Below are 26542 nucleotides of genomic sequence, written 5' to 3'. Positions count from 1 at the left end.
GGGCCTGGGTCCGGGACCGGGGCTGGACCGAGGTCCGGGTCCCGGGCCGGATCGGGGGCTGGGCCGGGAGCGGGGTCCGGGGCTGGGTCTGCGGACGGGTTGGGAGCGGGCTCCGGGGCTAGGTTTGCCGACGGGTTGGGAGCGGGCTCCGGGGCTAGGTTTGCGGACGGGTTGGGAGCGGGCTCCGGGGCTAGGTTTGCCGACGGGTTGGGAGCGGGCTCCGGGGCTAGGTTTGCGGACGGGTTGGGAGCGGGGTCCGGGGCTGGGTCTGCGGACGGGTTGGGAGCGGGCTCCGGGGCTGGGTCTGCGGACGGGTTGGGAGCGGGGTCCGGGGCTGGGTCTGCGGACGGGTTGGGAGCGGGGCGCCGGGGTCCTTCGGGTTTCCACGGGCGCGGTTCCGATCATGGTCGTGGCGATCGTGACGAGCGGGGTCGTGACGAGCGAGGCCGTGACCATCGAGATCGTGAAGATCACGCCCACGGTGATCAGGTCCACGGTGATCAGGTCCACGGTGATCAGGTCCAGGGTGATCAGGTCCACGGTGATCAGGTCCAGGGTGATCAGGTCCGCGGTGATCAGGTCCGCGGTGGTTCAGTTCTTGACGGGGCCCGCGAGGAGCCCCGCCGCCCTCCTGATCCTCACCCTGCCCACGGCGATCCGGTGGCCATGGGCGAAGCCGACGAGGGAGCGGCTCCATGACCGACATGGACGTACCGACCGGGCCCAGAGGCCGCCACCACCCGCCCGAGGGCGACGCCCGCCACGCGGGCACGACACCGGCGACACCGGAGGCGGACGGCTACGTACCCGACGGCGAGGCCGCGTCGCCCGGCGGCCCGGCGGGCCCACGCCGCGCACCGGACGACGGCGCCCATGTCACGGACGGCGCCCCGGACCCCGACCCCGCCCCCGAAAGCAAGCCCGCCGGGCCACGCCGCGCCCCGGCCGATGCCCCCGTCACGGACGTCGCCCCAGCCGATGCCGTCCCCGTCACGGGCATCGCCCCGGCCGTTGACGGCGCCTCCGTCCCGAACGTCGCCCGGCCCCCCGTCCGCCGTATCGAAGGCCTCCTGCTCGGCCTCTCCGCAGGCGACGCCGCCGGGTGGCCGGCCGCTCGGCATCGGGCCGCTCGGATGCCCGAGTGGACGCGGCGGCTGACGCGGGAGCTGGACACCTTCGCCGAGGAGAACGCGACCACCACGCTGCCCGTCCCCATCGCGCTCAACCAGCCCCCGGAGCCCCTCCGCCTCGGCCCCTCGGACGACGCCGAGTGGGCCGCGTTCGCTGCCGGGGCCGTGCTGTGCGCGGCCGACAGCAGCGCCCTCGGCGACCTCGGCAGCGGACGCCGGATGCGCGCCGCCATCGACCTCTCCTGGAACGCCCTCGCCAGCGAGGTCGCCGCGGCCGCCGACCGCGCCCCCGAGGTCGAGTCGGCCGTGCTCCAGCTGCGCGCCCGCATCTCCGTACGGGCCGGCCTCGGCAACCTCGCGACCGGTCTGCGACCGCCCGCCACGGGCCACGACAACCCGCACTACTTCGACGACGCGGCCTGCGTACGCGCCTGCGTGCTCGCCGTCGCCCACCCGGGTGACCCCGAGGAGGCCGCTGACCTCGCCGAGTTCGACGCCCGCTACACCCAGGACGGCGACGGCGTGCACGGCGCCCGCGCCATGGCCGCCGCGGTCGCCGCCGCGCTCGGCGGCGCGGACGTCGACACCTGCGTGGACGCGGCGCTCGCCCAGCTGCCCGAGCCCACGGAGGTCGGCCGCAACGCGCGCCACGCCCTGAAGCTCGCCGGCGACGCCAACAGCGCCTTCGGCCTCGTACCGCTCCTGGAACATCAGATCGTCGACCACGTCTACAGCTACGGCATCGCGGCCGCCGAAACCGTCCCCGTCGCCCTCGCCCTCGTCAGCGCCGCCCGCGGCCGGCTGCAGGAGGCCGTGCCCGCGGCCGCGTGCCTGTCGCGCGTCGCCGACTCGGCCCCCGCCCTCGCCGGCGCCCTGGCCGGCGCGCTCGGCGGGGGCGACGCCGTGCCCGCCGCCTGGCGCGACGCCTGCCGCACGCTCCCCGGCTGCGCCCTCCCCCGCCTCACCGGCACCGACCTCGTGGAACTCGCCGAACACCTCGCACACACGGAATTGACCGGTACGGAGGGATGATTCACACATGCAGGAAATTAGCGACGTAAACGACGGAGCAACCGACGACGTGACCCTGGAGGAAAGGATCGCCGGTTGCCTCGTCGGCGCCGCCGTCGGCGACGCGCTCGGCGGCCCCGTCGAGGGCTACTCCCCCGAGCAGATCGTGGAGCGCCACGGCGGCCGCGTACACGGCATCGTGGGCCCCTGGCACGGCGACGGCTGGCGCACCGCCCGCCCCATCGCCCCGTACCACAAGGGCGACGGGCACATCACCGACGACACCCTGATGACACACGCGCTGGTACGCGTCTACTCCACCGTCCGCGACCACCTCGACGCCTACGCGGTCGCCGAGCACCTGGTCCCCGAACTGATCAGCCGTCCCGTCTGGATCCCGGAACTGGAGTCCGAGGCACTCCCCCTCCAGCGGATCTTCCTCGCCGAGAAATGGCTGGTGGCGCGGCTGCACTACGGCCATGTGGATCCCCGCGAGGCGGGCACCGGCAACATCGTCAACTGCGGTGCGGCGATGTACATGGCCCCGGTCGGCCTGGTCAACGCGGTTGATCCGCGGGGCGCGTACGCGGAGGCGATCGACGTCGCCGGCGCGCACCAGTCGTCGTACGGGCGCGAGGCCGCGGGCGTCTTCGCGGCCGCCGTGGCCGCGGCATGCCGGCCCGGCGCGACGCCCGCGTCGGTCGTCGACACGTGCCTCGCCGTCGCGAAGGACGGCACGCGCGCAGCCATCGAGGCGGTGTGCGAAGTGGCCGCCCGTCACACGGAGTTCGAGTCCGCGCTGGCGTCGCTGCGCGCGGCGGTCGAGCCGTACGACACGGTCGGCGCCGACTACCGCGCGCCCTCGCTCGGCGCCCGCCGCCCCTCGCGGCTGCACGCCATCGAGGAACTACCGATCGCGCTCGGGATGCTGGTCGTGGCCGCCGGCGACTACCGCCAGGCGGTTCTGGGCTCGGTCAACTACGGCCGGGACTGCGACTCGATCGCCACGATGGCGGGCGCGCTCGCGGGCGCGCTGGGCTCCGAAGTACCGGACGAGTGGGCGAAGGCCGTGGCCGAGGCCAGCCGCCTGGACCTGTACGCACCGGCGCGGACACTCGCGGAGGTGACCCGCGAGGTCTTCGCCCGCGACGTACGCCGCCGCCGCGCCCACGAGGCCGCGTTCGCACAGATCGCAGGCCTCCGATGACGGGCGTCCCGCCCCGGAAGCCGGGCAGCCCGGCGCTGCGCCTCACCTGGGTCCAGCCCGAGGACCTGCTCGGCCACGAACTGCGACAGGCCGCGGAGGACGGTCGCGAGGCCTCACCCATCGCGGCCCGCTGGCGAGCGGCGGGCGGCCGGGAGGCCCCGCCCCGCGCGGGAGCGTCCCCGGATCCGGCGCCCACACACCTTCGGGCACTGGCAGAGCAACTCCTGGCGGAACTGGCCGCACTGCCATCACGGTTGGCAGAAACAGAGCCAACAGACCTGGACGACATCAGGGCCGCATGCGCCGTCACCAACGCGGGGCCTGGGGGCGTCCCCCCAGTTCCGGGAAGGGGCGGGCTGGGGGAAGAAAAACCCCCACCCCCAGCCGACCTCCTCCCCCGCCTCGAAGCCGCCTGGCTCGGCAGAGCCACCGGCTGCCTCCTGGGCAAGCCGGTGGAAAAGCTTCCCCTGAAAGGGATCCGAGCCCTGGCCCGGGCAACGGGCAACTGGCCCCTGACCACCTGGTTCACAGCCCAGGGCGTCCCCGACGCCCTGACCCGCACATACCCCTGGAACCGCCGCTCCGCAGCAACCTCCCTCGCCGAGAACATCGACGGCATGCCCGAGGACGACGACCTCAACTACCCCCTGCTCAACCTCCTGCTGCTCCAGCGGTACGGCCCCGCCTTCACCACCACGGACGTGGCCCGGCTCTGGCTCGACGAACTCCCCGCCGCCCGCACGTTCACCGCCGAACGCATCGCGTACCGCAACCTCCTCGACGGCATCGAGCCACCGCACACGGCCCGCCACCGCAACCCCTTCCGGGAGTGGATCGGCGCCCTCATCCGCGCCGACGTGCACGGCTGGACGCACCCGGGCGACCCGGCCGCCGCGGCCGAGCAGGCGCACCGCGACGCGGTGCTCACGCACACCGCGAACGGCGTGTACGGCGCCATGTTCGCCGCCGCCGCGATCGCCGAGGCGGCGGGCGGGCGAAGCGACGTCCACCAGTGCCTGCGCGCTGGCCTCACCGTTGTACCGGCGGACTCCCGCCTGGCCCGCGCCGTACGCCACGGCATTCAACTCGCCCAAGGCGAGGGCGACTTCGACAGGGTGGTCGACGAGCTGCACGCCACCTACGGCACGTACCACTGGGTGCACGTCATCCCCAACGTCGCCCTGCTCGCCGCCGCGCTGACCCACGCGGACGGCGATTTCACCGGCTCCATCTGCCGGGCGGTCTCCGGCGGCTGGGACACCGACTCGAACGGCGCGACCGCCGGTTCGCTCGCGGGGCTCCTCGCGGGCCGCCCGGACGCGCTGCCCGAGCGCTGGACGGCCCCGCTCAAGAACCGCCTCGCCACATCCGTCGCCGGCTTCGACGGCGTCGGCTTCGACACCCTCGCCGAGCTCACCCTCGCCCAGCTGACCCAAGCCCAGCCGCCGCACGCCAAGCCCACCCACGCCGAGGTCGGCCACGTACAAGTCGGCCCCGTACAACTCACGGACTCCCCACACACCCAAACCCGCGTCACCTACCGGGAGGCACGTCACCCATGACCCAGATCGTCGTGTTCGGCAGCGCGAACATGGACCTCGTCGCCTACGTCGCGAAGGCCCCGCAGCGCGGAGAGACCGTCACGGGACGCGAGTTCCGGGCGCTACCCGGCGGCAAGGGCGCCAACCAGGCGGTGGCCGCGGCCCGCGCGGGCGGCACGGTGTCGATGATCGGCGCGGTGGGCGCCGACGCCTACGGCACGCAGCTGCGCGCCACGCTCGAGCACTCGGGCGTGGACACCGACCTTCTGCGCACCGCGGAAGGCCCGTCCGGCATCGCGCACATCGTCGTCGACGACGAGGGCGGCAACGCCATCGTCGTCATCCCCGGCGCCAACGGCACCGTCACTTCCCTCGCCCCGGGCGACGAGGCCGTCATGGCCCTCGCCGACCTGCTGCTCCTGCAACTGGAGATCCCCTTGGAGGGCGTACTGGCCGCGGCCGAGGCCGCGCGCCGGCACGGCGTACGCACCGTCCTCACCCCCTCGCCCGTCCAGCCCCTGCCGTCCGGGCTCCTCGCCGCCACCGACCTCCTCGTACCGAACGAGCACGAGGCCGCCGCGCTCACCGGCGTCACCGACCCGTACGAGGCGGCGGACGCCCTGCTGGAGCAGGTGCCGGAGGTCGTGGTCACGCTGGGTTCGTCGGGCTGTCTCTACGCCTCCCGGGGCGGCGACAAGATCACCGTCCCGGCTCCCCATGTGACGGCCGTGGACTCGACCGGCGCGGGCGACGAGTTCGTCGGCTCCCTGGCCGTGGCCCTGGGCGAGGGCAGGCCGATGCCCGAGGCCCTGGCCTGGGCGTCGTCCGCTGCCGCGCTCTCGGTCCAGCGGCTGGGAGCGTCGGCCGCCATGCCCTGCCGTGGCGAGATCGACGAACTGGCCGTGCACGAGGAGCAGGAGCAGCATGAGCAGCAGGACAAGCAGGGCGAGCACCTCTCATGAACTCCGCAGCCGACACCGGCGTGAACGCCGGAACAGCGCAGCCGGTCACCGGGACGCAGCAACCCGCCGGCGCTGGAACGCCGCCGCCCCTCACCGGCCTCCGCGTACTCGACATCGCGACCCTCTTCGCCGGGCCGATGGCCGCCACCCTGCTCGGCGACTTCGGCGCCGAGGTGATCAAGGTCGAGCATCCCCGCAGACCCGACCCGTCCCGCGGCCACGGCCCGTCGAAGGACGGAATCGGCCTGTGGTGGAAGCTGCTCGGCCGCAACAAGCGCACGATGACCGCCGACCTGTCCACGGCGGGCGGCCGCGAGACGCTCCTGCGCCTGGCCGCCACCGCGGACGTCATTGTCGAGAACTTCCGCCCGGGCACGCTGGAGCGCTGGGGCCTGGGCTGGGAGGAGCTGTCCGCGGTCAACCCACGGCTGGTCCTGGCGCGGGTCACGGGCTTCGGCCAGTTCGGCCCGTACGCGCACCAACCGTGCTTCGGCACCCTCGCGGAGGCCCTGAGCGGCTTCGCCGCCGTGACCGGCGATCCGGACGGCCCGCCGACCCTGCCCCCGTTCGGCCTCGCCGACTCGATCGCGGGCATCACGACGGCGTACGCGGTCATGACGGCGCTCCATGCCCGCGAGCGCACGGGCCGCGGGCAGGTCGTCGACATGGCGATCATCGAACCGATCCTGACCGTCGTCGGCCCCCAGCCGCTCTGGTACGACCAGCTGGGCCACGTCCAGCCGCGCACCGGCAACCGGTCGGCGAACAACGCACCGCGCAACACGTACCGCACCTCCGACGGGCATTGGGTCGCCGTCTCCACCTCGGCGCAGTCCATCGCGGAGCGCGTGATGCATCTGGTGGGCCGGCCGGAGCTGATCTCCGAGCCCTGGTTCGCGACGGGCGCGGACCGGGCCCGCCACGCCGACGTCCTCGATGAGGCGGTCGGCACCTGGATCGCCCGGCGCACCCGCGACGAGGTGCTCGAGGCTTTCGAGAAGGCGGAGGCGGCGGTCGCTCCCGTCCAGGACGTACGCGACATCATGGACGACCCGCAGTACGCGGCCCGCGATGCGCTCACGACCGTGGACGACCCGGAACTCGGGCCGCTGCGCATGCAGAACGTCCTCTTCCGCCTCACCGAGACCCCGGGCGGCATCCGCTGGGCGGGCCGGCCGCACGGTGCGGACACGGAAGCCGTCCTGACGGAAGTGGGCCTGACGGAACAGGAGATCGCGACCCTGCGCTCGGAGGGTGCCGTATGAACCGCACGAACGGCATGAACGACATGCACGGGGTGCACGGCATGGACGGCATGCACGGCAGCGACGGCATGCGGGGCACCGCCGCTTGGCCGCCCGCCCCGCCACCGCTGACCTGGCTGTACGCCCCCGGAGACCGGCCCGACGTGGCGGCGAAGGCCCTTGCATCCGGCGCCGATGTCGTCGTGATCGACCTGGAGGACGCGGTGGCCCTGCACCGCAAGGAGTACGCGCGGGCGGCCACCGCGGAACTGCTCTCCGTAAGACCTCCCGTCCCGGTCCATGTCCGGATCAACACGCTGGACAGCCCCTTCGCCGAGGCCGACATCCGGGCCGTCGCCGCCCTGCCCGGACTCTCCGCGCTGCGGCTGCCGAAGATCACGTCCCCGGACGACGTCGTACGCATCGCGGAACTCGCCGCGCCCGCGGAGGGCGGTGCCCTCCCGCTCTACGCCCTCCTGGAATCCGCCCTCGGCGTGGAGCGTGCCTTCGCCGTGGCGAGCGCCCATCCGGCGCTGCGAGGCATCGCGCTCGGCGAGGCCGATCTCCGGGCGGACCTGGGGGTGCTGGACGATGCCGGGCTCGACTGGGCGCGCGGCCGTATCGTGCTGGCGGCGCGCGCGGCGGGGCTCGCGCCGCCCGCCCAGTCCGTGTACCCGGACGTACGCGACATCGACGGGCTCGCGGCCTCCTGCGCCCACGGCCGCGCCCTGGGGTTCCTCGGCCGCATGGCGATCCACCCGCGCCAGCTCGCGGTGATCAAGCGGTCCTACCTCCCGTCCCCGGCGGAAATCGCATCAGCGGAGGAGATCCTCAAGAGCGCCACGTCGGACTCCGGAGCCCTGGCCCTCCCGGACGGCCGCTTCGTCGACCCGGCAATCGTGGCCTGCGCCCACCGCACACTGGCACTGGCCCAGCACGCGGACTGACCGGCCCGAAGGGCCGGGTCCCGCGCGGTCGGGTCGCGGACGGCCGGGTCCCGGACGGTCGGGTCGCGGACGGTCGGGTCGCGGACGGTCGCTTCGCGGACGGTCGGGTCGCGGACGGTCGCTTCGCCGGACCCGGCAATCGGGGCCCGCGCCCACCGCACACCGCACACCGGCACTGGCACTGGCACTGGCACACGGGCTGAGGGCCCGGTCGGCCCGGAGGGCCGGGATGCCCGGTGGCCCGGCATGCCCCGTTCTGCCTCCGCTCCTGCTGATCGGCTCAGGCCCCGCTTGATCCCGTCCCGTCCTGCCCGCGTCCGCGCCCGGACCGGCCCATACGGTTGCGCAGCGAGGTGGACGGCCCAGGGCCGGGGGACCGGGGCCGCACACGACGGGGCCGCCGGACATCTCGTCCGGCGGCCCCGTGTGCGTACTCGGTACGTACAGGCCCCGCTCGTCGTGCTCGCGGCCCCTCAGCTCTTCTTGGCCGCCCCGGCCTCGTCCTTGTCCTCCGCGGAGCCCGACGGCTCAGGTACGGCGGCGTCCTCCGGGGCTTCCGACGCCTTCTCGGATTCCCGCCGAGCGTCGTCGGCCGACTCCTTTTCACCCTCAGTGGCGGCCTTCCCGCCCTCGTCGGAGGCGCCCTCGTCGGAGGCGCTCTCCTCGGCGGACTTCCCACCCTCGTCGGAGCCCTCGGCGCCCGGTTCCACGATCTCCTCGCGTCCTGGCCGCCGCTTCGACGAGATCACCATGTAGATCACCGCGAGCAGGAAGACGAGCACCGCGGTCCAGTTGTTGAGCCGCAGCCCGAGGATGTGGTGCGCCTCGTCGACGCGCATGTACTCGATCCAGAAGCGGCCGACGCAGTAGGCGGCGACGTAGAGCGCGAAGGCCCGCCCGTGCCCGAGCTTGAAGCGCCGGTCGGCCCAGATGACGAGCAGCGCGACGCCGATGCACCACAGCGACTCGTAGAGGAACGTGGGGTGGTACGTGCCGGGGATCCGGCCGTCCTCGGACGACGTGATCTCCACCGCCCACGGCACATCGGTGGCCCGGCCGTACAGCTCCTGGTTGAACCAGTTGCCCCAGCGGCCGATCGCCTGGGCGAAGGCGATGCCCGGCGCGATCGCGTCGGCGTACGCCGGGAGCGGGATGCCCCGCCGTCGGCAGCCGATCCAGGCGCCGAGCGCGCCGAGCGCGATGGCGCCCCAGATGCCGAGGCCGCCCTCCCAGATCTTGAAGGCGTCGACCCAGTTCTCACCCTCGCTGAAATACAGCTGGTAGTCGGTGATCACGTGGTACAGACGCCCGCCGACCAGGCCGAACGGCACCGCCCACACGGCGATGTCGGCCACGGTGCCGGCCCGCCCACCGCGGGCGAGCCATCGTTTGTTGCCGAGCCATACGGCCACGAAGACACCGATGATGATGCAGAACGCGTAGCCGCGCAGCGGAATGGGGCCGAGGTACAGCACACCGCTCGACGGGCTGGGAATGAAGGCAAGTTCCATGGCAGGGTCGACGCTACCGTGCCGGACGGGAGTCGCGGCAACCCACCGGGCTACGGGTCCATAACGCCGGTCCGTCACGTCCGTGTCCACTGACACCGGTCCGTGCCGGGCGGGCCCGGCACGGACGTGTCGCTGCGGCCTCGGTCAGGCGTGCCGCGGGGGCCTCGACGAGAGGCCCTAGGCCTTGGCGGCCTCCTCCACCATCTGCTTCAGCTTGTCCGGCGTCAGCGGGTTCTGCTTGTCGCTGTACACGTTCTTGCCGTTGAGCAGGATGGTCGGGGTGCCCCCGAAGCCTCCGGCCTCGAAAGTCTGGTTGGACTTGGCGACCCAGCTGTTGTGGGTGCCGTCGTTCAGGCACTTCTCGAACGCGGGGGTGACCAGCCCGTCCACCTTGCGTGCCAGGTCGATCAGCTTGCTGTTGTCGGCGAAGTCGTCGTCCGTCTCCGCGGGCTGGTTCTCGAAGAGCACGTCGTGGTACGCGGTGAACTTGCCGGCGTCCTGGGCGCAGGCCGCCGCGTTGGCCGCGCGGAGGGAGCCGCTGCCGCCCATGCTCTTGTCGATGAGCGTGGCCAGGCGGTACTCGACGCGGAGCTTGCCCGCCTCGGTCAGCTCATGGATCGTCGAGCGGTACGTGTCCTCGAAGTTCTTGCAGGCCGGGCAGCGGAAGTCCTCCCAGACCGTGAGCGTCGACCTGGCGGTGTCCTGTCCGACGGGGATCACCAGGCTGTCCTGCCCGGACGCGCCGGTGGGCGCCGCGACGGGGCCCGAGGTGTCGGGCTTGTCCTCGCCGGTGTTGGCGGCGATCACGCCGATCACGGCGGCCAGTGCCAGCACGCACACCACGGTCGACCCGACGATCAGCGTCCGGCGCCGTCTCTCCCGCGCCTTCTGCCGCTCTCGCTCGACCGCAATCCGCTCGCGTGCGGTGCGCTTTCCCTCACGGTTCTTGTCACTCACACACCGCCAAACGAACCGGGGAGGCACCAGCGTGCCTCCCCGGTCCCAGGACCACCCAAACGGGTTATGCACCCTTAGGGGCGATTCGTACGGAGGGGTCACCTCGTACGGGTCACCGGCCCGCGTGACCGGTCAGAGCTCGCCGCGCCGCCAGGTGACCGCCGCGGGCTACGCCTTGCCGCGTCGTACGCCCTGCGCGAGCTCGCCCGCGAGCACACGGACCGCCTCCAGGCCCGCCGCGTCGTCCTCCGCGTCCAGCATCCGCTTGACGAACGCGGAACCGACGATGACGCCGTCGGCGAAGCCCGCGACCTCCGCGGCCTGCTCGGCGTTCGACACGCCGAGGCCGACGCAGACGGGCAGCTCGGTGGTGGCACGCGTGCGCCGTACGAGGTCCTGCGCCTGTGCGCCCACCGACTCGCGGGTGCCCGTGACACCCATCAGCGAGGCCGCGTAGACGAAGCCCGAGCCCGCCGCCGTGATCTTCGCGAGCCGCTCGTCCTTGCTGCTCGGCGCGACGACGAAGACCGTGGCGAGGCCGTGCTTCTCGGCGTGCTCGCGCCAGATCGCGGACTCCTGGACAGGCAGGTCGGGCAGGATGCAGCCCGCGCCGCCCGCCTCCGCGAGCTCGGCGGTGAAGCGCTCGATGCCGTAGCGGTCGATCGGGTTCCAGTACGTCATGACGAGCACCGGCTTGCCCGTGGCCTCGTACGCCTCGCGCACCGTGCGCATGACGTCCGCGATCTTCACGCCGCCGCGCAGCGCGATGTCGTCCGCGGTCTGGATGACCGGACCGTCGAGCACGGGGTCGCTGTGCGGCAGCCCCACCTCGACGACGTCGGCGCCGCCGTCGAACACGGCCTTGATCGCCTCGATGCCGCCGTCCACGGTCGGGAAACCGGCCGGGAGATAGGCGATGAGAGCGGACCGGCCCTCGGCCTTGGCAGCCGCGAGAGTGTCGCTCAGCAGTTGGCGCTTTCCACCGATGAATGCAGTGCCGCTCACTTCGCGTCCCCCCGGATCTCGGCGCCCCCGCCGTTCGCGTCCGCCTCGACGGCCGCGTCCACCGCGGCCTGGTCCTTGACCTCGTTCCGGTCGTACAGCCCGAAGTAGCGGGCGGCCGTGTCCATGTCCTTGTCGCCGCGGCCGGACAGGTTGATGATGATCAGCCCGTCCTTGCCCAGCTCCCTGCCGACCTCGAGGGCCCCGGCGAGGGCGTGGGCGCTCTCGATGGCCGGGATGATGCCCTCGGTCTTCGACAGCAGGCGCAGCGCCTGCATCGCCGCGTCGTCGGTGACGGCGCGGTACTCGCCGCGACCGCTGTCCTTGAGGTAGGCGTGCTCGGGCCCGATGCCCGGGTAGTCCAGTCCGGCGGAGATCGAGTACGGCTCGGTGATCTGGCCTTCCTCGTCCTGCAGGACGTACGACCGGGAGCCGTGCAAAATGCCGGGCTCGCCCGCGGTGAGGGTAGCTGCGTGCTCGCCCGTGTCGATGCCGTGGCCTGCGGGTTCGCAGCCCACCAGGCGTACGGACTCGTCGGGGATGAAGGCGTGGAACAGGCCGATGGCGTTGGAGCCGCCGCCGACGCAGGCGACTGCGGCGTCCGGCAGCCGGCCTGCCCGCTCCAGGATCTGGCGGCGGGCCTCCACGCCGATGACGCGGTGGAAGTCGCGCACCATCGCGGGGAAGGGGTGCGGTCCGGCCACGGTCCCGAAGAGGTAGTGGGTGTGGTCGACGTTGGCGACCCAGTCGCGGAAGGCCTCGTTGATGGCGTCCTTCAGCGTCCGGGACCCGGACTTCACGGCGATGACCTCGGCGCCGAGCATGCGCATACGGGCGACGTTGAGGGCCTGCCGCTGGGTGTCGATCTCACCCATGTAGATCGTGCACTCGAGGCCGAACAGCGCACAGGCGGTGGCCGTCGCGACTCCGTGCTGGCCGGCGCCGGTCTCGGCGATGACGCGCGTCTTGCCCATGCGCTTGGTGAGCAGGGCCTGGCCGAGCACGTTGTTGATCTTGTGCGAGCCGGTGTGGTTGAGGTCCTCGCGCTTGAGGAAGACGCGGGCCCCTCCGGCGTGCTCGGCGAACCGCGGGACCTCGGTGAGCGCGCTCGGGCGCCCGGTGTAGTTCACGAGCAGGTCGTCCAGCTCGCGGGCGAACTCGGGGTCGGACTTCGCCTTCTCGTACTCGACGGCGACCTCGTCCACGGCGGCGACCAGCGCCTCCGGGATGAACTTGCCGCCGAACGCGCCGAAGTACCCCTCGGCGCTGGGGACCTGACCCTCCGGGTCGGGAATGAAGAACTCGCTGGGCATGCGAACCTCGCAGGGGCGTTGTGCCCCGTCTCTCGGGTTTGCCACTGTTGACATGGTCACGGTACGTCAACAGCCGCTTCCTATGGGTTATATGATTTGGCAGTCGGTCACAGCGGAGCGCCTGTCATCGGCGAGGTGTGACTCGTGCACGACCGGAGGATCGTGCCGAGAGAGCTACCCTCCCCCAGTGCCTTAAGGGCCTGGGAGGTACCCCCAGGCGCTCGCAGCCGAGGACCGCGGGGAGGGCGGACACGCCCCGCTGAGGACTCCGCGCAGCCTGCTGGCTGTAAGACGCGGATCGCCGAGGTGGATCAGCGGGCCCTCCGACCCCGAAGACCGTTCGCGGGGCAGTCCGGGACCTCCCGGAACGCGGAGTCGGCCAACGGCCGACAATGCGAGGAACGGTTGACGACGGTCGCGGTAGCGCTGCGCCAGTCCTGCCCTTCCGCCTGTGGGCGGAAGGGCGGCGCTGCCTCAGGCAGCGCGGAGCCCCCGGCGGAGGCGCGTGGCGCGCTCGCGCCATCGCATGCCGTTGACCTGCCCGGGTTCGTCGCCGATCACATAGCGCACACGCCGCCCATGCACCCGCCGGGCCGGCGCCCGGCAGCCACGCGGACGACAGCCGCGGGCAAGGCGCGCGTACGGGTCACGGGGCGCCGCCGCGACCCCACCCGACCGCGCGCAGGCGACGGCACCGGCCGAGCAGGGGCTCGTCCGGTGCCGGGCTGCGACGCGGCTGACGGTCACGGCCGGGATCAGCCCCTGCCGTGCCGCAGCGCGGGATGCGCACCCGCGGCGACGAGGTCGGAGACAGCCGTCTTCGGGTCCTTGCCGGTGACGAGGGACTCGCCGACCAGGACGGCGTCGGCACCGGCGTTGGCGTAGGCGATCAGGTCGTGCGGGCCGCGGACGCCGGACTCGGCGACCTTGACGATCGAGTCGGGGATCTCGGGCGCGACGCGCTCGAAGGTCGACCTGTCGACCTTGAGGGTCTTCAGGTCGCGCGCGTTGATGCCGATGACCCGCGCGCCCGCGTCGATCGCCCGCTCGGCCTCCTCCTCGTCGTGCACCTCGACGAGCGGCGTGAGCCCGATGGACTCGGCGCGCTCGATCAGCGACTCGAGTGCGGGCTGGTCCAGGGCCGCGACGATCAGCAGCGCGAGGTCGGCGCCGTACGCCCGGGCCTCCCACAGCTGGTACGACGTGACGATGAAGTCCTTGCGGAGCACCGGGATCTCGACCTTGGCCCGGACGGCCTCCAGGTCGGCGAGCGATCCGCCGAAGCGGCGCTGCTCGGTCAGGACGGAGATGACGGCCGCGCCGCCCGCCTCGTAGTCGGCGGCGAGCCCGGCCGGGTCGGCGATCGCGGCGAGGGCACCCTTCGACGGGCTGGAGCGCTTGACCTCGCAGATCACGTTGACGCCGTCGCCACGCAGCGCGGCGACGCCGTCCTTGGCCTGAGGAGCCTTTGCCGCACGCTCCTTGAGCTCGTCGAGGGTGACGCGTGCCTGCCGCTCCGCGAGGTCGGCGCGGACTCCGTCGATGATCTCGTCGAGCACACTCACGCGAGCGGCCCCCTTCCTGACGGTTGCGGCACTGAAGCTGTTCGAACTGACGCACCGGCATTCCGATGGTCACTTGCGATGGTATCCGCAGGAGGGCGAAGGCCCTGCATCGAGCGGTCCTCGGTCCCACTACCTGGACATTCGCATGTTGATCAAGGGCGCAGCCAGCCACCGAAGGGCAGGTTTCGGACAACCGTGAACGCCAGGACCAGCACACCGATCCCCCAGAGCTGCACCGGCCGGAGATCGATCCGCGCCGGCCGCCCCCGCACCACCCTGACGGCCCAGACCACCCACAGCACGGCGAAGAGCACGTAGCCGGCGACGGCCAGTGCGTTGTCGCCGAAAGCGGTCGCGAAGTCGCCCTGCGCGAACGCGTGCGCACTCCGCAGACCACCGCAGCCGGGGCAGTAGATGCCGGTGAACCGGAACAGCGGACAGACCGGGTAGTGCCCGGGCTCATTGGGATCGACCACACCGACGTAGGCGAACACGGCGACAACCGAACCGAGCACACCGACGGGCACGAGCAGGCGCCGGAGGGGGGTGGCCGGTGAGGGGGCGTCCTGCGGGCGAGGGGCCGGAATGGGGGTCGCCGGGGTGGAGGCGGTCGGGCTGAATGTAGCCGGGGTGGTGTGACCTGCTGCGCCCACGTGGCCGGGCGGCACACCACGGCCCGCGGGGGCGTCATGGCCGGTGGGCGCGGCGTGAGCGGTGGACGCGGCATGACCGGTGGGCGCGGCATGGCCGGTGGGCGCGGCGTGAGCGGTGGACGCGGCATGACCGGCGGGCGCGGCATGGCCGGCGGGCGCGGCGTGACCGGCGGGCGCGGCGTGACCGGCGGACGCGGCATGGCCGGTGGGCGGTGTGCTCCGGGGTTCGGGGTTCACGCGGGCATTGTCCCCTGGAGCGAGGCAGGCTCGCCCGCCGGAGTGCATCCTCGTCGGCTCAGCCGGTAGACACCGGTACACGAAGGAGGCGGCGCCGGCGCGGAGCCGGTACCGCCTCCTTCGTGCGGAGATTTCTCGATGCGGAGAATCAGGGAGCGTCAGCTCTCGGCCCGTGCGGCCTGGGGCTGCGGCCGCTTCTGGCCCAGGCCGGCCGCGCTCATGGCGCCGCCGACGATCGCACCGGCGCCGATGATCACCATGCCGGCCCAGAAGCCCAGCGGGTTGGCCATGACCATGAAGGCACCCGCGACGCAGAAACCGATGAAGGCGATGATGACACCGGTCCACGCGGCCGGGGTGTGTCCGTGTCCGTGGCTGCCCGCCATTGCTTTGCTCCTCGTTGCTCTCGTTGCTGTGTGCGCGATACGCGGCTGTGTGCGTGACGTGCTACGCGGTGGTGAGCCGGACGCTCGGAACCCATTCTCCCGTACTCGCACATATGCCTGAGCCGCGGGGGTCCCGGACCGCCGGGCCCGAAGACCTCAGAGCCCAGGGACTTCCGGCCACGGGAACGGTCTCGGGTCCGGTCCCGGCCCCGGACCCGGACCTGGGTTCATCCCTCACTGGTCAGGCCCGCCCCGGATTCAAGCCGCACAGGTCCGGTCCGGTCCGGCCCGGGTCCGACCGGGTTCATGCCTCGCGGGTCGGGTCCTCACCGCGGTCGAGGGCCTTCCAGAGGTCCTCGGGCCGGTCGGGGTCGACGACCGGGGCCTTACGGGGACGGGGCGTGCCGTCGCGCTCGTACCGGCCGGACATGGCGGGCCAGCCGCGGCCGTAGCGCAGGGCGAGCAGGCCCGCGAGGAGCAGGAGTGCACCGCCGGCGGCCGCCACGTAGGGCCATGCGGTGTGGGTCAGCGCATCCACGGTGGCGGCGGTGTTGCCGGACACCTCGGCGGCCTTCTCGTCGAGTGCCGAGCCGTCGCCGGCACCGAGCACGCCCGCGGCGACGGTGCCCGCGCCGGAGAGCGCGAGGAGGGCCGAGACGAGCACGCGGCCCGCGCGGCGCACCGCGAAGACCGCGACGAGGGCGGCGAGGCCCACTATCGCGAACGCGGCCGGTACGCCGGTGACGTCGCTGCCCTTGGCCGTCAGCGGGAAGTCACCGCCCGCGACGGAGGCCGTGCCCCCGGCCCACTCCTGCCGGGAGGCGAGCAGCACGACAGCCGCGCCGACGGCCCCCAGCAGCAGGGCGGCTGCGAGGCTGCGGCGGCCGCTGCGGGCGGCGGAGGTCGCGGACGCCCCTTCACGGCCTTCGCGACGGGGCTGGGGAACTGCTGCAGAAGTCACCCGTCCACTATCCCCCACGCCCATCGGTGCCCGACGGGGCGGGGTGCCGCACCCCTGCCGGTGCCGCGCCCAACAGGGTCAGCGCCGCGCGCCTCCCGCTCACAGCGGCGGCACCCTACGAAACAGCCGTGTCCAGCCGGTTCGCCGTGTGGACCGCTCGCAGCACCGCCGCCGCCTTGTTGCGGCACTCCGTGTCCTCGGCGAGCGGGTCGGAGTCGGCGACGATGCCGGCGCCCGCCTGGACGTACGCCGTGCCGTCGCGAAGGAGCGCCGTGCGGATGGCGATGGCCGTGTCGGAGTCGCCGGCGAAGTCGAGATAGCCGACGCAGCCGCCGTAGAGGCCGCGGCGCGCGGGCTCGAGCTCGTCGATGATCTGCATCGCGCGGGGCTTGGGCGCGCCCGACAGGGTGCCCGCGGGGAAGCAAGCCGTCAGGACGTCGAAGGCCGTACGCCCCTCCGCGATCTGTCCAGTCACGGTCGACACGATGTGCATCACGTGCGAGTACCGCTCGATGGACATGAAGTCGACGACCTCCACCGAGCCGGGCTCGCACACCCGGCCGAGGTCGTTGCGCCCGAGGTCGACGAGCATCAGATGCTCGGCGCGCTCCTTGGGGTCGGCGAGCAGCTCGTCGGCGAGCGCCTGGTCCTCCTGCGGCGTGGCACCGCGCGGCCGGGTCCCGGCGATGGGGTGCACCATCGCCCGCCCTTCCTCGACCTTCACCAGGGCCTCCGGGCTGGACCCGACGACGTCGAAGCCCTCGAAACGGAAGAGGTACATGTACGGCGAGGGGTTGGTCGCCCGCAGTACGCGGTAGACGTCCAACGCGCTTGCCGTGCACGGGGTTTCGAACCGCTGCGAGGGTACGACCTGGAAGGCCTCGCCCGCGCGGATGCGCTCCTTGATGTCCTCGACGGCGTCCTGGAAGTCCGGCCCGCCCCACAGCGCGGTGAACTCCGGCAGCTCGGACGGCGGGAGCGCCGCCGGGGGCTGGGCGATCGGCCGGGAGAGGTCCGCCTCCATGGCGTCGAGGCGGGCCACCGCGTCCGCGTAGGCCTCGTCGACCCCCGTGTCGAGGTCGTTGTGGTTGATCGCGTTGGCGATGAGCATGACGGTGCCGTCCCAGTGGTCCAGCACGGCCAGATCGCTGGTGAGCAGCATGGTCAGCTCGGGCAGCTTCAGATCGTCGTGCTCGCCGGGGCCGATCTTCTCCAGGCGGCGCACGATGTCGTACCCGAGGTAGCCCACCATCCCGCCGGTGAACGGCGGCATTCCGGCGCCCAGATCGTGCGGCGTGTGCAGCGCCTCGACGGTGGCGCGCAGGGCGGCGAGCGGGTCGCCCTCGACCGGTACGCCGACCGGCGGGGCGCCGAGCCAGTGCGCCTGCCCGTCGCGCTCGGTGAGCGTGGCGGCGCTGCGTACGCCCACGAAGGAGTAGCGGGACCAGGAGCGGCCGTTCTCCGCGGACTCCAGCAGGAAGGTGCCGGGGCGCTCGGCGGTGAGCTTGCGGTACAGCCCGACGGGTGTGTCACCGTCCGCGAGCAGCTTGCGGCTGACGGGGATCACGCGGCGGTCGGTGGCCAGCTTGCGGAACGTCTCGAGGTCCATGGCGGCCGACCTTACTGACTCAGAGGGAGGACATCGGCGTCGAAGCACGTACGGGCGCCCGTGTGACAGGCGGCGCCGACCTGGTCGACCTTCACGAGCACGGTGTCGGCGTCGCAGTCGAGGGCGACGGACTTGACGTGCTGGAAGTGTCCGGACGTGTCGCCCTTGACCCAGTACTCCTGGCGGCTGCGCGACCAGTACGTGCACCGCCCCGTGGTGAGCGTGCGGTGCAGCGCCTCGTCGTCCATCCAGCCGAGCATCAGCACCTCACCGGTGTCGTACTGCTGGGCGATGGCGGGCAGGAGCCCGTCCGCGCTGCGCTTGAGGCGCGCGGCGATCTCCGGGTCCAGGCTGCTGGGAGGGGGCGTGCTGCTCATGGGTGCCATTGTGCGGGATGGGTACGACAACGCGGCGCGCCGTCCGCCCGGTGGACAGCCCGCGGGCGGGGCAGATGACGGTCCGCGCACACGGCTGCATCGGCCCACGCGCGCGTGCCCCGCCGCCCAGGCGCGCGCCCGCACGGCCCCGGTACCGTGGCAGGCACCGGGGCGCGGCCGTACCCTTGGCCCCATGTCGACCCATGCCAAGCGCGAACGACTGCTCCTCGCCGACCTGTTGGAGGCGGCGGGGCCCGAGGCGCCCACCCTCTGCGAGGGATGGCAGACCCGTGACCTCGCCGCGCACGTCGTGGTGCGCGAGCGCCGCCCGGACGCGGCGGGCGGAGCCCTGATCAAACCACTGGCGCCCCGCCTGGAGCGGGTGATGGCGGAGTTCGCCGCCAAGCCGTACGAGGAACTGATCCAGCTCATCCGCACGGGTCCGCCGCGGTTCTCGCCGTTCGCGCTGAAGCAGATCGACGAGGCGGCGAACGCCGTGGAGTTCTACGTCCACGCCGAGGACGTGCGCCGCGCCCAGCCCGACTGGACCCCGCGCGAGCTCGACCCGGTCTTCGCCGACGCCCTCTGGTCCCGCCTGGAGCGCTCGGCCCGCGTCCTGTGCCGCGGTGCGACGTCGGGCCTGGTCCTGCGCCGCCCGAACGGCCAGACGGCCGTGGGCAAGCGCGGCACTCCGGTCGTCACGGTCACCGGGGAACCGGGCGAGCTGACGATGTTCGCGTTCGGCCGCCAGGAGGCGGCGAACGTGGAGCTGGAGGGCGACAAGGACGCGATCGCGAAGCTGCACGAGACGAAGCAACTGGGGATCTGAGCCGCCCTGCCGGGTCCCTGGAGCGGCCTTCAGCCGGTCAGGGGCTGGAGCCGGATCATGGAGATGTCCGGGCGCACTTTGGCGATCGAACCGAAGTCGTCGTCCACGTGCAGCAGAGTCAGACGATGCTGTTCGGCTGTCAGTGCGATGAGGATGTCCATGGGCGAGGGCCCACGATGATGGCCGATCCTCACCAGATCGCGCTGGACCGCGGTCACCTTCGGCCATGGCTCCTCAAGAGCGGGAACCCAGCCGAAGGTCCGACCGAGCATGGTGAAGAACGGCTCGTAATCCCGATCCGCCCGCAGACCAGGCATCAGCTCGGACTCAACAGGCGGGCAGATGGAGACGAGTCCCCGGGCCACTCGCTCGGGCCAGGGATCACCGATCTGCCGCCGCAGCATCCGCCAGACCGCCGAGGTGTCGGCAAGGTAGCTCACAGGCCTGATCGCTCCCGCTCCTCGAGCACCTCGAAGTCGAGGAACTGATCGGCGTTGTCCTGAAGCCACCGCAGCGCGCGGGCGCGGTCATCCGCGCTGATCGCGGCAGCTATGGAAAGTGCTCGATTGATGGTGTCGCGCTTCGTCGCCGTACCGAGCTGCTGCTGTGCGAAGGCCAGCATCTGGTCATCGACGTCCACCAGCGTCTTGGACATGCCAGCCTCCTCAGGCACGGAGATATACGAGGTAGCAACAATATATCTAGCCCAGGTTCCGGCGTCCACCGGCCGATTCAGCGCGGGGTTCCAATCACTTGAAAGCCGCCCGCCGAGCGCCCTTGGCCGCCTCATGGGCCGCCGCTGCCTGGTCGAACTCGCCCGCGGCGCCACGCGCGGCCAGCTTCTCTGCGGCCTCCAGTCGACGCACCCGGGCCACGTAGTCGCGCAGGGCCGCGTTGACCGTGTCCTGCTTGCTCGTCGAGCCCATCAGCCGCATGGCCTCAGCCAGCGCCTCCTCGTCCAGGTCGATCTGCGTGACGGACATGGAGCACCACCTCCCGTGTGCGATGTACACAACCAAGGTGCCGCGCATGCATCACGGCAAGCGGCGGTTTGCGCCTGCCTCACCGCACGGGGTGCCCCGCCGCCCGCAACGTCTCCTTCACCTCACCGATCCGCAGATCCCCGAAGTGGAACACCGACGCCGCCAGCACCGCATCCGCGCCCGCCGCGATCGCCGGCGGGAAGTCGGCGAGCTTGCCCGCGCCGCCGGAGGCGATGACGGGGACGGTCACGTGCTTGCGGACGGCCTCGATCATCTCGATGTCGTAGCCGTCCTTCGTGCCGTCGGCGTCCATCGAGTTGAGCAGGATCTCGCCCGCGCCGAGTTCGGCCGCGCGGTGGGCCCATTCGACGGCGTCGATGCCGGTGCCCTTGCGGCCGCCGTGCGTCGTCACCTCGAAGCTCCCCGACGGGGTCCGGCGGGCGTCCACCGACAGGACCAGCACCTGGCGGCCGAACCGCTCGGCGATCTCGCGGATCAGGTCCGGGCGGGCGATCGCCGCCGTGTTGACGCCGACCTTGTCCGCGCCGGCGCGCAGCAGCTTGTCGACGTCCTCGGGGGTGCGTACACCGCCGCCCACGGTGAGCGGGATGAACACCTGTTCCGCGGTGCGGCGCACCACGTCGTACGTGGTCTCGCGGTTGCCCGACGACGCCGTGATGTCCAGGAACGTGAGCTCGTCCGCGCCCTCGGCGTCGTACACCTTCGCCATCTCGACGGGGTCGCCCGCGTCGCGCAGGTTCTGGAAGTTCACGCCCTTGACGACCCGGCCGTTGTCCACGTCCAGGCAGGGGATGACTCGGACCGCCAGGGTCATGGCCTCAGGCTCCTCTGAAAGCTTCTAGTTCTACTTCGACCAGGATGCGCGAGTCGACGAAACCCTCCACGACCAGCATGGTCGCGGCCGGGCGTACGGAGTCGAAGAGCTCCTTGTGGGCCCGGCCCACCTCGTCGACGTCCCGTGCATGGGTCAGATACATACGCGTACGGACCACGGACTCGATGCCGAGCCCGAACTCGCCGATCGCTTCGAGTGCGTGCGAGAAGGCCACCTTGGCCTGCTCGTACGGGTCGCCCTCGCCGTACAGCACGCTGCCCTTGAAGGACGTCGTGCCGGCGACCAGGACGCGGTCGCCCGCCGCGACGGCGCGTGCGAAGCCCATGGAGTCCTCCCAGGGCGTTCCGCTCTGCACGCGCCGCACGGCATCGGACGTCATGACGCCACAGCCTCCAGGGCCTCTTCCAGCGTGAACGCCTTCGCGTACAGGGCCTTGCCCACGATCGCGCCCTCGACGCCCAGCGGGACGAGCTCGGCGATCGCCCGCAGGTCGTCCAGGGACGAGACGCCGCCGGAGGCCACGACCGGGCGGTCGGTGGCCGCGCACACGTTCTTCAGCAGCTCCAGGTTCGGGCCCTGCAGGGTGCCGTCCTTCGCGATGTCCGTGACCACGTACCGCGCGCAGCCCTCCTTGTTGAGGCGCTCCAGCGTCTCGTAGAGGTCACCGCCGTCGCGGGTCCAGCCGCGGCCCCGGAGGGTCGTGCCGCGTACGTCGAGGCCGACGGCGATCTTGTCGCCGTGCTCGGCGATGACCTTGGCGACCCACTCGGGGGTCTCCAGGGCGGCCGTGCCGAGGTTCACGCGGGTGCAGCCGGTGGCGAGGGCGGCGGCGAGCGTGTCGTCGTCGCGGATGCCGCCGGACAGCTCGACCTTGATGTCCATGGCCTTGGCGACCTCGGCGATCAGCTCGCGGTTGTCGCCCGTGCCGAACGCGGCGTCCAGGTCGACGAGGTGCAGCCACTCGGCACCGGACCGCTGCCAGGCGAGGGCGGCCTCCAGCGGGGAGCCGTACGAGGTCTCCGTACCGGACTCGCCGTGCACGAGGCGGACGGCCTGGCCATCGCGGACGTCCACGGCGGGGAGGAGCTCGAGCTTCGCGGAAGCGGAAGAGGAAGACGTCGAGGGCATCAGAGGGTTCCGATCCAGTTCTTGAGCAGCTGCGCTCCGGCGTCGCCGGACTTCTCGGGGTGGAACTGCGTGGCCCACAGGGCGCCGTTCTCGACGGCCGCCACGAACGGCTTGCCGTGCGTGGACCAGGTGACGACCGGGGCGCGCATGGCCGGGTTCGCGGTTTCCATGGACCAGTCGTGGACGGCGTAGGAGTGCACGAAGTAGAAGCGGGCGTCGGGGTCCAGGCCCTTGAACAGCTCCGTGCCGGCCGGGGCCTCGACCGTGTTCCAGCCCATGTGCGGGACGATCTCGGCCTGGAGCGGCTCGACGGAGCCGGGCCACTCGTCGAGGCCCTCGGTCTCGACGCCGTGCTCGATGCCGCGCGCGAACAGGATCTGCATGCCGACGCAGATGCCCATCACCGGGCGCCCGCCGGAGAGACGGCGGTCGATGATCCAGTCGCCGCGGGCCTCCTTCAGCCCCTTCATGCAGGCGGCGAAGGCACCGACACCGGGGACGAGGAGCCCGTCGGCGTTCATGGCCTTGTCGAAGTCACGCGTTATCTCGACATCGGCGCCCGCGCGGGCGAGGGCACGCTCGGCGGAGCGTACGTTCCCGAAGCCGTAGTCAAAGACGACTACTCGTTTTGCAGGGGAGGTCGAAGGGGTCGCAGAAGTACTCAATTCCACACCTCCAGCCGGAGGACGCCCGCCACGAGACACATCGCGGCGCCGATGGACAGCAGCACGATGAGGCTCTTGGGCATCTGCTGCTTGACGAAGGAGTAGATGCCGCCGAGAAGGAAGAGCCCGACGACGATCAGGACGGTGGAGAGTCCGTTCATGGGATTACAGCGCGCCCTTCGTGGACGGCAGGATGCCGGCCGCGCGCGGGTCACGCTCGGAGGCGTAACGCAGCGCCCGCGCAAGGGCCTTGAACTGGCACTCCACGATGTGGTGCGCGTTGCGCCCGTACGGCACGTGGACGTGCAGGGCGATCTGCGCCTGGGCGACGAAGGACTCGAGGATGTGCCGGGTCATCGTCGTGTCGTACTCGCCGATCATCGGCGCCATGTTCTCGGGCTCCGTGTGCACGAGGTACGGGCGGCCGGAGAGGTCGACGGTCACCTGGGCGAGCGACTCGTCCAGAGGAACAGTGCAGTTCCCGAAGCGGTAGATCCCCACCTTGTCGCCGAGGGCCTGCTTGAAGGCGGCGCCCAGCGCGAGCGCGGTGTCCTCGATGGTGTGGTGCGAGTCGATGTGCAGGTCGCCCTCGGTCTTCACCGTGAGGTCGAACAGGCCGTGGCGGCCGAGCTGGTCGAGCATGTGGTCGTAGAAGCCGACCCCGGTCGACACGTCGACCTTTCCGCTGCCGTCGAGGTCGATCTCGACCAGGACGGACGTCTCCTTGGTGGTGCGCTCAACACGGCCTACGCGGCTCATGCGCTCTGCTCCTTCTTCAACTCACGGACCGCGTCGAGGAACGCGTCGTTCTCTTCGGGGGTGCCGGCGCTGACCCGCAGCCACCCCGGTACTCCGTTGTCCCGGACCAGGACGCCCCGGTCGAGGATCTTCTGCCAGGCCGCGTGCGCGCCGCCGTCGCCCTCGAACCGCCCGAACTGGACGAAGTTGGCGTCGGACTCGACCACGTCGTAGCCGATGGCGCGCAGCTCGGCGACCAGCCGGTCTCGCTCGGCCTTCAGCTGCTCGACGTACTTCAGCAGCGTGTCGGTGTGTTCGAGAGCGGCCAGCGCGGTGGCCTGGGTGACGGCCGACAGGTGGTACGGCAGCCGTACGAGCTGGACGGCGTCCACGACCGCCGGGTGCGCGGCGAGATAGCCGAGGCGCAGCCCGGCCGCGCCGAACGCCTTGGACATCGTCCGCGAGATGACGAGGTTCGGCCGTCCTTCGAGCAGCGGCAGCAGCGAGTCGCCGTGGCTGAACTCGATGTACGCCTCGTCGACCACGACCATGGACGGCTTGGCCGCCTGCGCGGCCTCGTACAGCGCGAGGACCGTCTCGGGCGGGACCGCGTTGCCCGTGGGGTTGTTGGGCGTGGTGATGAAGACGACCTCGGGCCGGTGCTCGGCGATGGCCTTCTCGGCCGCGGCCACGTCGATCGTGAAATCGTCGTTCCGCGGCCCCGAGATCCAGCCGGTGCCGGTGCCGCGGGCGATCAGCCCGTGCATCGAGTACGAGGGTTCGAAGCCGATGGCCGTGCGGCCGGGGCCGCCGAAGGTCTGCAGCAGCTGCTGGATGACCTCGTTGGAGCCGTTGGCGGCCCACACGTTCTCGACGCCGACCAGGTACTTGCCGGTCTTCGTCAGGTACTTGGCCAGCTCGGTGCGGAGCTCGACCGCGTCCCGGTCGGGGTAGCGGTTCAGGTTCCGCGCGGCCTCGCGCACACGCTCGGTGATCCGCTCGACGAGCGGCTCCGGGAGCGGATACGGGTTCTCGTTGGTGTTCAGCCGGACCGGCACGTCCAGCTGGGGCGCCCCGTACGGGGACTTGCCGCGCAGCTCGTCCCGGATGGGCAGGTCGTCGATCTTTACGTCGCTCACTTGCTCTCCGGAACCTTCCATCCGAACCTCGCCTTGACCGCCGCACCGTGCGCGGGCAGGTCCTCCGCCTCGGCCAGCGTCACCACGTGGTGCGCGACCTCCGCGAGCGCGTCGCGCGTGTAGTCCACGATGTGGATGCCGCGCAGGAACGACTGCACAGACAGGCCCGAGGAGTGGCAGGCGCAGCCGCCGGTCGGCAGGACGTGGTTGGAGCCCGCGCAGTAGTCGCCGAGCGAGACGGGCGCCCAGGGGCCGACGAAGATCGCGCCGGCGTTCTTCACCCGGTCCGCCACGGCTACCGCGTCCGCGGTCTGGATCTCGAGGTGCTCGGCGCCGTACGCGTCGACGACCCGCAGGCCCTCCTCCAGGCCGTCGACCAGCACGATCGCGGACTGCTTGCCGCTCAGGGCCGGGCCGATCCGGTCCTCGATGTGCTTGGTGGCGGCGACCTGCGGCTCCAGCTCCTTCTCGACCGCGTCCGCGAGGTCCGGGGAGTCGGTGACGAGGACGGCGGCCGCGAGCGGGTCGTGCTCGGCCTGGCTGATCAGGTCGGACGCGACGTGCGCCGGGTCGGCGGTGTCGTCGGCGAGGATCGCGATCTCGGTCGGCCCGGCCTCGGCGTCGATGCCGATACGCCCCGTGAAGTACCGCTTGGCCGCGGCGACCCAGATGTTGCCGGGTCCTGTGACCATGTTGGCCGGGGCACAGGACTCCGTGCCGTACGCGAACATGGCGACGGCCGTGGCGCCGCCGGCCGCGTACACCTCGTCGATGCCGAGGAGCGCGCACGCGGCGAGGATCGTCGGGTGCGGGAGGCCGCCGAAGTCCTTCTGCGCGGGTGAGGCGAGGGCCATGGACGGGACGCCCGCCTCCTGCGCCGGGACCACGTTCATGATCACCGACGAGGGGTAGACAGCCCGGCCGCCCGGCGCGTACAGGCCGACGCGCTCGACCGGCACCCACTTTTCGGTCACCGTGCCGCCGGGCACGACCTGCGTGGTGTGCGTGGTGCGCCGCTGCTCGCGGTGGACGATGCGGGCGCGCCGGATGGACTCCTCCAGGCCCGCGCGCACGGCGGGGTCGAGCTCCTCGAGCGCCCGGGTCAGCGCGGCCGCGGGGACCCGCACCTGGTCAAGGCGTACGCCGTCGAACTTCTCCGCGTAGTCGATCAGCGCCGCGTCGCCCCGATGATGCACGGCCTCGCAGATCGGACGCACCTTCTCCAGGGCGGCCGCTACGTCGAAGTCGGCTCGGGGCAGCAGGTCGCGCAGGGCGGGGCCCTCGGGAAGGGCGTCGCCGCGCAGATCGATTCGGGAGATCACATGGCCAATTCTCTCAGACCGGCGCCGGCGCCCGGACGTCTGTATCAGTGACTGATACAAACGTCGGCATCCACTGATACGGATGGTCCGCAGCTACCGGCTGTGCGGCCTGGTCCGGTCGGCACAGGCCCTCCGTATTCGCACACGAAATCGCCACTCCGAGCGTTCAGCCGGTCACGGAGCGGGCATGACCGGTTGTACGAACCCACGAGTAGCTGAGGTTCTGTTCAAACGGGGAGGAAGAAGAGACGTGGTCGACACCACGGGCA

At 71.9% G+C, this 26542-nt stretch carries 28 protein-coding genes; 7 read left to right on the top strand and 21 right to left on the bottom strand.

Annotated features, from left to right (window positions below; genetic code table 11):
- Positions 1–695: 695 nt before the first annotated feature.
- From H1D24_RS23430 to H1D24_RS23405, 6 genes are all read left to right on the top strand, one after another.
- Positions 696–2162, top strand: a complete 1467-nt coding sequence (locus H1D24_RS23430; protein ID WP_258564249.1) for an ADP-ribosylglycohydrolase family protein — start codon at positions 696–698, stop codon at positions 2160–2162.
- A gap of 7 nt (positions 2163–2169) precedes the next feature.
- On the top strand, positions 2170–3348 hold the full coding sequence (locus H1D24_RS23425) for an ADP-ribosylglycohydrolase family protein (RefSeq protein ID WP_181659620.1): 1179 nt from the start codon (positions 2170–2172) through the stop codon (positions 3346–3348).
- Entirely contained in the window at positions 3345–4910 is a 1566-nt protein-coding gene (locus H1D24_RS23420) for an ADP-ribosylglycohydrolase family protein (RefSeq protein WP_181659619.1), read from the top strand. Before H1D24_RS23425 ends, H1D24_RS23420 begins: the two co-directional genes overlap by 4 nt.
- Positions 4907–5851 carry a ribokinase gene (rbsK, locus tag H1D24_RS23415; RefSeq protein WP_181659618.1) on the top strand — a complete coding sequence of 315 codons (945 nt, stop codon included), beginning with the start codon at positions 4907–4909 and terminating at the stop codon, positions 5849–5851. The genes H1D24_RS23420 and rbsK overlap by 4 nt, the downstream gene beginning before the upstream one ends.
- Positions 5848–7116 carry a CaiB/BaiF CoA transferase family protein gene (locus H1D24_RS23410; protein ID WP_181659617.1) on the top strand — a complete coding sequence of 423 codons (1269 nt, stop codon included), beginning with the start codon at positions 5848–5850 and terminating at the stop codon, positions 7114–7116. Before rbsK ends, H1D24_RS23410 begins: the two co-directional genes overlap by 4 nt.
- Before the next feature lie 68 nt (positions 7117–7184).
- The gene (locus H1D24_RS23405) at positions 7185–8042 is read left to right on the top strand and encodes an HpcH/HpaI aldolase/citrate lyase family protein (protein ID WP_181659638.1); all 858 of its coding nucleotides are present in this window, start codon (positions 7185–7187) and stop codon (positions 8040–8042) included.
- Positions 8043–8515: 473 nt separating this feature from the next.
- On the opposite strand, the gene lgt is transcribed toward H1D24_RS23405, so the two are convergent.
- The 10 genes from lgt to hisI form a co-directional block, all read right to left on the bottom strand.
- Positions 8516–9553, bottom strand: a complete 1038-nt coding sequence (gene lgt / locus H1D24_RS23400; RefSeq protein WP_181659616.1) for a prolipoprotein diacylglyceryl transferase — start codon at positions 9551–9553, stop codon at positions 8516–8518.
- Between the two features lie 177 nt (positions 9554–9730).
- Positions 9731–10510, bottom strand: coding sequence for a DsbA family protein (locus H1D24_RS23395; RefSeq protein ID WP_181659615.1), 780 nt, complete (start codon positions 10508–10510; stop codon positions 9731–9733).
- 168 nt (positions 10511–10678) lie between these two features.
- Positions 10679–11497 carry a tryptophan synthase subunit alpha gene (gene trpA, locus H1D24_RS23390; protein ID WP_181659637.1) on the bottom strand — a complete coding sequence of 273 codons (819 nt, stop codon included), beginning with the start codon at positions 11495–11497 and terminating at the stop codon, positions 10679–10681.
- Between the two features lie 14 nt (positions 11498–11511).
- Positions 11512–12825: a tryptophan synthase subunit beta gene (trpB, locus tag H1D24_RS23385; RefSeq protein WP_181659614.1), complete on the bottom strand. Its 1314-nt coding sequence runs from the start codon at positions 12823–12825 to the stop codon at positions 11512–11514.
- Positions 12826–13580: 755 nt separating this feature from the next.
- Positions 13581–14390, bottom strand: coding sequence for an indole-3-glycerol phosphate synthase TrpC (gene trpC / locus H1D24_RS23380; RefSeq protein WP_181659613.1), 810 nt, complete (start codon positions 14388–14390; stop codon positions 13581–13583).
- Between the two features lie 152 nt (positions 14391–14542).
- Positions 14543–14977 (bottom strand): DUF2752 domain-containing protein, encoded by a 435-nt coding sequence (locus H1D24_RS42560; RefSeq protein ID WP_309484416.1) that lies wholly within the window; start codon positions 14975–14977, stop codon positions 14543–14545.
- Between the two features lie 461 nt (positions 14978–15438).
- Positions 15439–15666, bottom strand: a complete 228-nt coding sequence (locus H1D24_RS23370) for an HGxxPAAW family protein (RefSeq protein WP_181659611.1) — start codon at positions 15664–15666, stop codon at positions 15439–15441.
- A 304-nt stretch (positions 15667–15970) separates the two neighbouring features.
- Positions 15971–16627 (bottom strand): TIGR02234 family membrane protein, encoded by a 657-nt coding sequence (locus tag H1D24_RS23365; protein WP_309484415.1) that lies wholly within the window; start codon positions 16625–16627, stop codon positions 15971–15973.
- 115 nt (positions 16628–16742) lie between these two features.
- Positions 16743–18236 (bottom strand): anthranilate synthase component I, encoded by a 1494-nt coding sequence (locus H1D24_RS23360; protein ID WP_181659609.1) that lies wholly within the window; start codon positions 18234–18236, stop codon positions 16743–16745.
- 11 nt (positions 18237–18247) lie between these two features.
- A complete protein-coding gene (gene hisI / locus H1D24_RS23355) occupies positions 18248–18613 on the bottom strand; it encodes a phosphoribosyl-AMP cyclohydrolase (RefSeq protein ID WP_181659608.1) in 366 nt (121 codons plus the stop codon).
- A 193-nt stretch (positions 18614–18806) separates the two neighbouring features.
- Here hisI and H1D24_RS23350 point away from each other — a divergent pair, with 193 nt between their 5' ends.
- Positions 18807–19442 (top strand): TIGR03085 family metal-binding protein, encoded by a 636-nt coding sequence (locus tag H1D24_RS23350; RefSeq protein ID WP_181659607.1) that lies wholly within the window; start codon positions 18807–18809, stop codon positions 19440–19442.
- 29 nt (positions 19443–19471) lie between these two features.
- Here H1D24_RS23350 and H1D24_RS23345 read toward each other — a convergent pair whose 3' ends face one another.
- The 11 genes from H1D24_RS23345 to hisD form a co-directional block, all read right to left on the bottom strand.
- Positions 19472–19882, bottom strand: a complete 411-nt coding sequence (locus tag H1D24_RS23345; protein WP_181659606.1) for a PIN domain nuclease — start codon at positions 19880–19882, stop codon at positions 19472–19474.
- Entirely contained in the window at positions 19879–20097 is a 219-nt protein-coding gene (locus H1D24_RS23340; RefSeq protein WP_181659605.1) for a DUF2191 domain-containing protein, read from the bottom strand. The genes H1D24_RS23345 and H1D24_RS23340 overlap by 4 nt, the downstream gene beginning before the upstream one ends.
- A 94-nt stretch (positions 20098–20191) precedes the next feature.
- Positions 20192–20425, bottom strand: coding sequence for a type II toxin-antitoxin system VapB family antitoxin (locus H1D24_RS23335; protein ID WP_181659604.1), 234 nt, complete (start codon positions 20423–20425; stop codon positions 20192–20194).
- A 79-nt stretch (positions 20426–20504) separates the two neighbouring features.
- A complete protein-coding gene (hisF, locus tag H1D24_RS23330) occupies positions 20505–21260 on the bottom strand; it encodes an imidazole glycerol phosphate synthase subunit HisF (protein ID WP_181659603.1) in 756 nt (251 codons plus the stop codon).
- A gap of 4 nt (positions 21261–21264) precedes the next feature.
- Entirely contained in the window at positions 21265–21660 is a 396-nt protein-coding gene (locus tag H1D24_RS23325; protein WP_181659602.1) for a RidA family protein, read from the bottom strand.
- Positions 21657–22409 (bottom strand): bifunctional 1-(5-phosphoribosyl)-5-((5-phosphoribosylamino)methylideneamino)imidazole-4-carboxamide isomerase/phosphoribosylanthranilate isomerase PriA, encoded by a 753-nt coding sequence (gene priA / locus H1D24_RS23320; RefSeq protein ID WP_181659601.1) that lies wholly within the window; start codon positions 22407–22409, stop codon positions 21657–21659. The genes H1D24_RS23325 and priA overlap by 4 nt, the downstream gene beginning before the upstream one ends.
- Positions 22409–23074, bottom strand: a complete 666-nt coding sequence (hisH, locus tag H1D24_RS23315) for an imidazole glycerol phosphate synthase subunit HisH (RefSeq protein ID WP_181659600.1) — start codon at positions 23072–23074, stop codon at positions 22409–22411. Before hisH ends, priA begins: the two co-directional genes overlap by 1 nt.
- Positions 23071–23235 carry a CG2302 family histidine operon protein gene (locus H1D24_RS23310; protein ID WP_181659599.1) on the bottom strand — a complete coding sequence of 55 codons (165 nt, stop codon included), beginning with the start codon at positions 23233–23235 and terminating at the stop codon, positions 23071–23073. Before H1D24_RS23310 ends, hisH begins: the two co-directional genes overlap by 4 nt.
- Positions 23236–23239: 4 nt before the next feature.
- Positions 23240–23833, bottom strand: a complete 594-nt coding sequence (gene hisB / locus H1D24_RS23305; protein ID WP_010987556.1) for an imidazoleglycerol-phosphate dehydratase HisB — start codon at positions 23831–23833, stop codon at positions 23240–23242.
- The gene (locus H1D24_RS23300) at positions 23830–24951 is read right to left on the bottom strand and encodes a histidinol-phosphate transaminase (RefSeq protein WP_181659598.1); all 1122 of its coding nucleotides are present in this window, start codon (positions 24949–24951) and stop codon (positions 23830–23832) included. The genes hisB and H1D24_RS23300 overlap by 4 nt, the downstream gene beginning before the upstream one ends.
- Positions 24948–26273, bottom strand: a complete 1326-nt coding sequence (gene hisD, locus H1D24_RS23295; RefSeq protein ID WP_181659597.1) for a histidinol dehydrogenase — start codon at positions 26271–26273, stop codon at positions 24948–24950. The genes H1D24_RS23300 and hisD overlap by 4 nt, the downstream gene beginning before the upstream one ends.
- Positions 26274–26542: the final 269 nt, after the last annotated feature.

The organism is Streptomyces himalayensis subsp. himalayensis (genome assembly GCF_013778455.1).
GTDB lineage: Bacteria > Actinomycetota > Actinomycetes > Streptomycetales > Streptomycetaceae > Streptomyces > Streptomyces himalayensis.
This window is presented reverse-complemented; position numbering and strand designations above follow the sequence as displayed.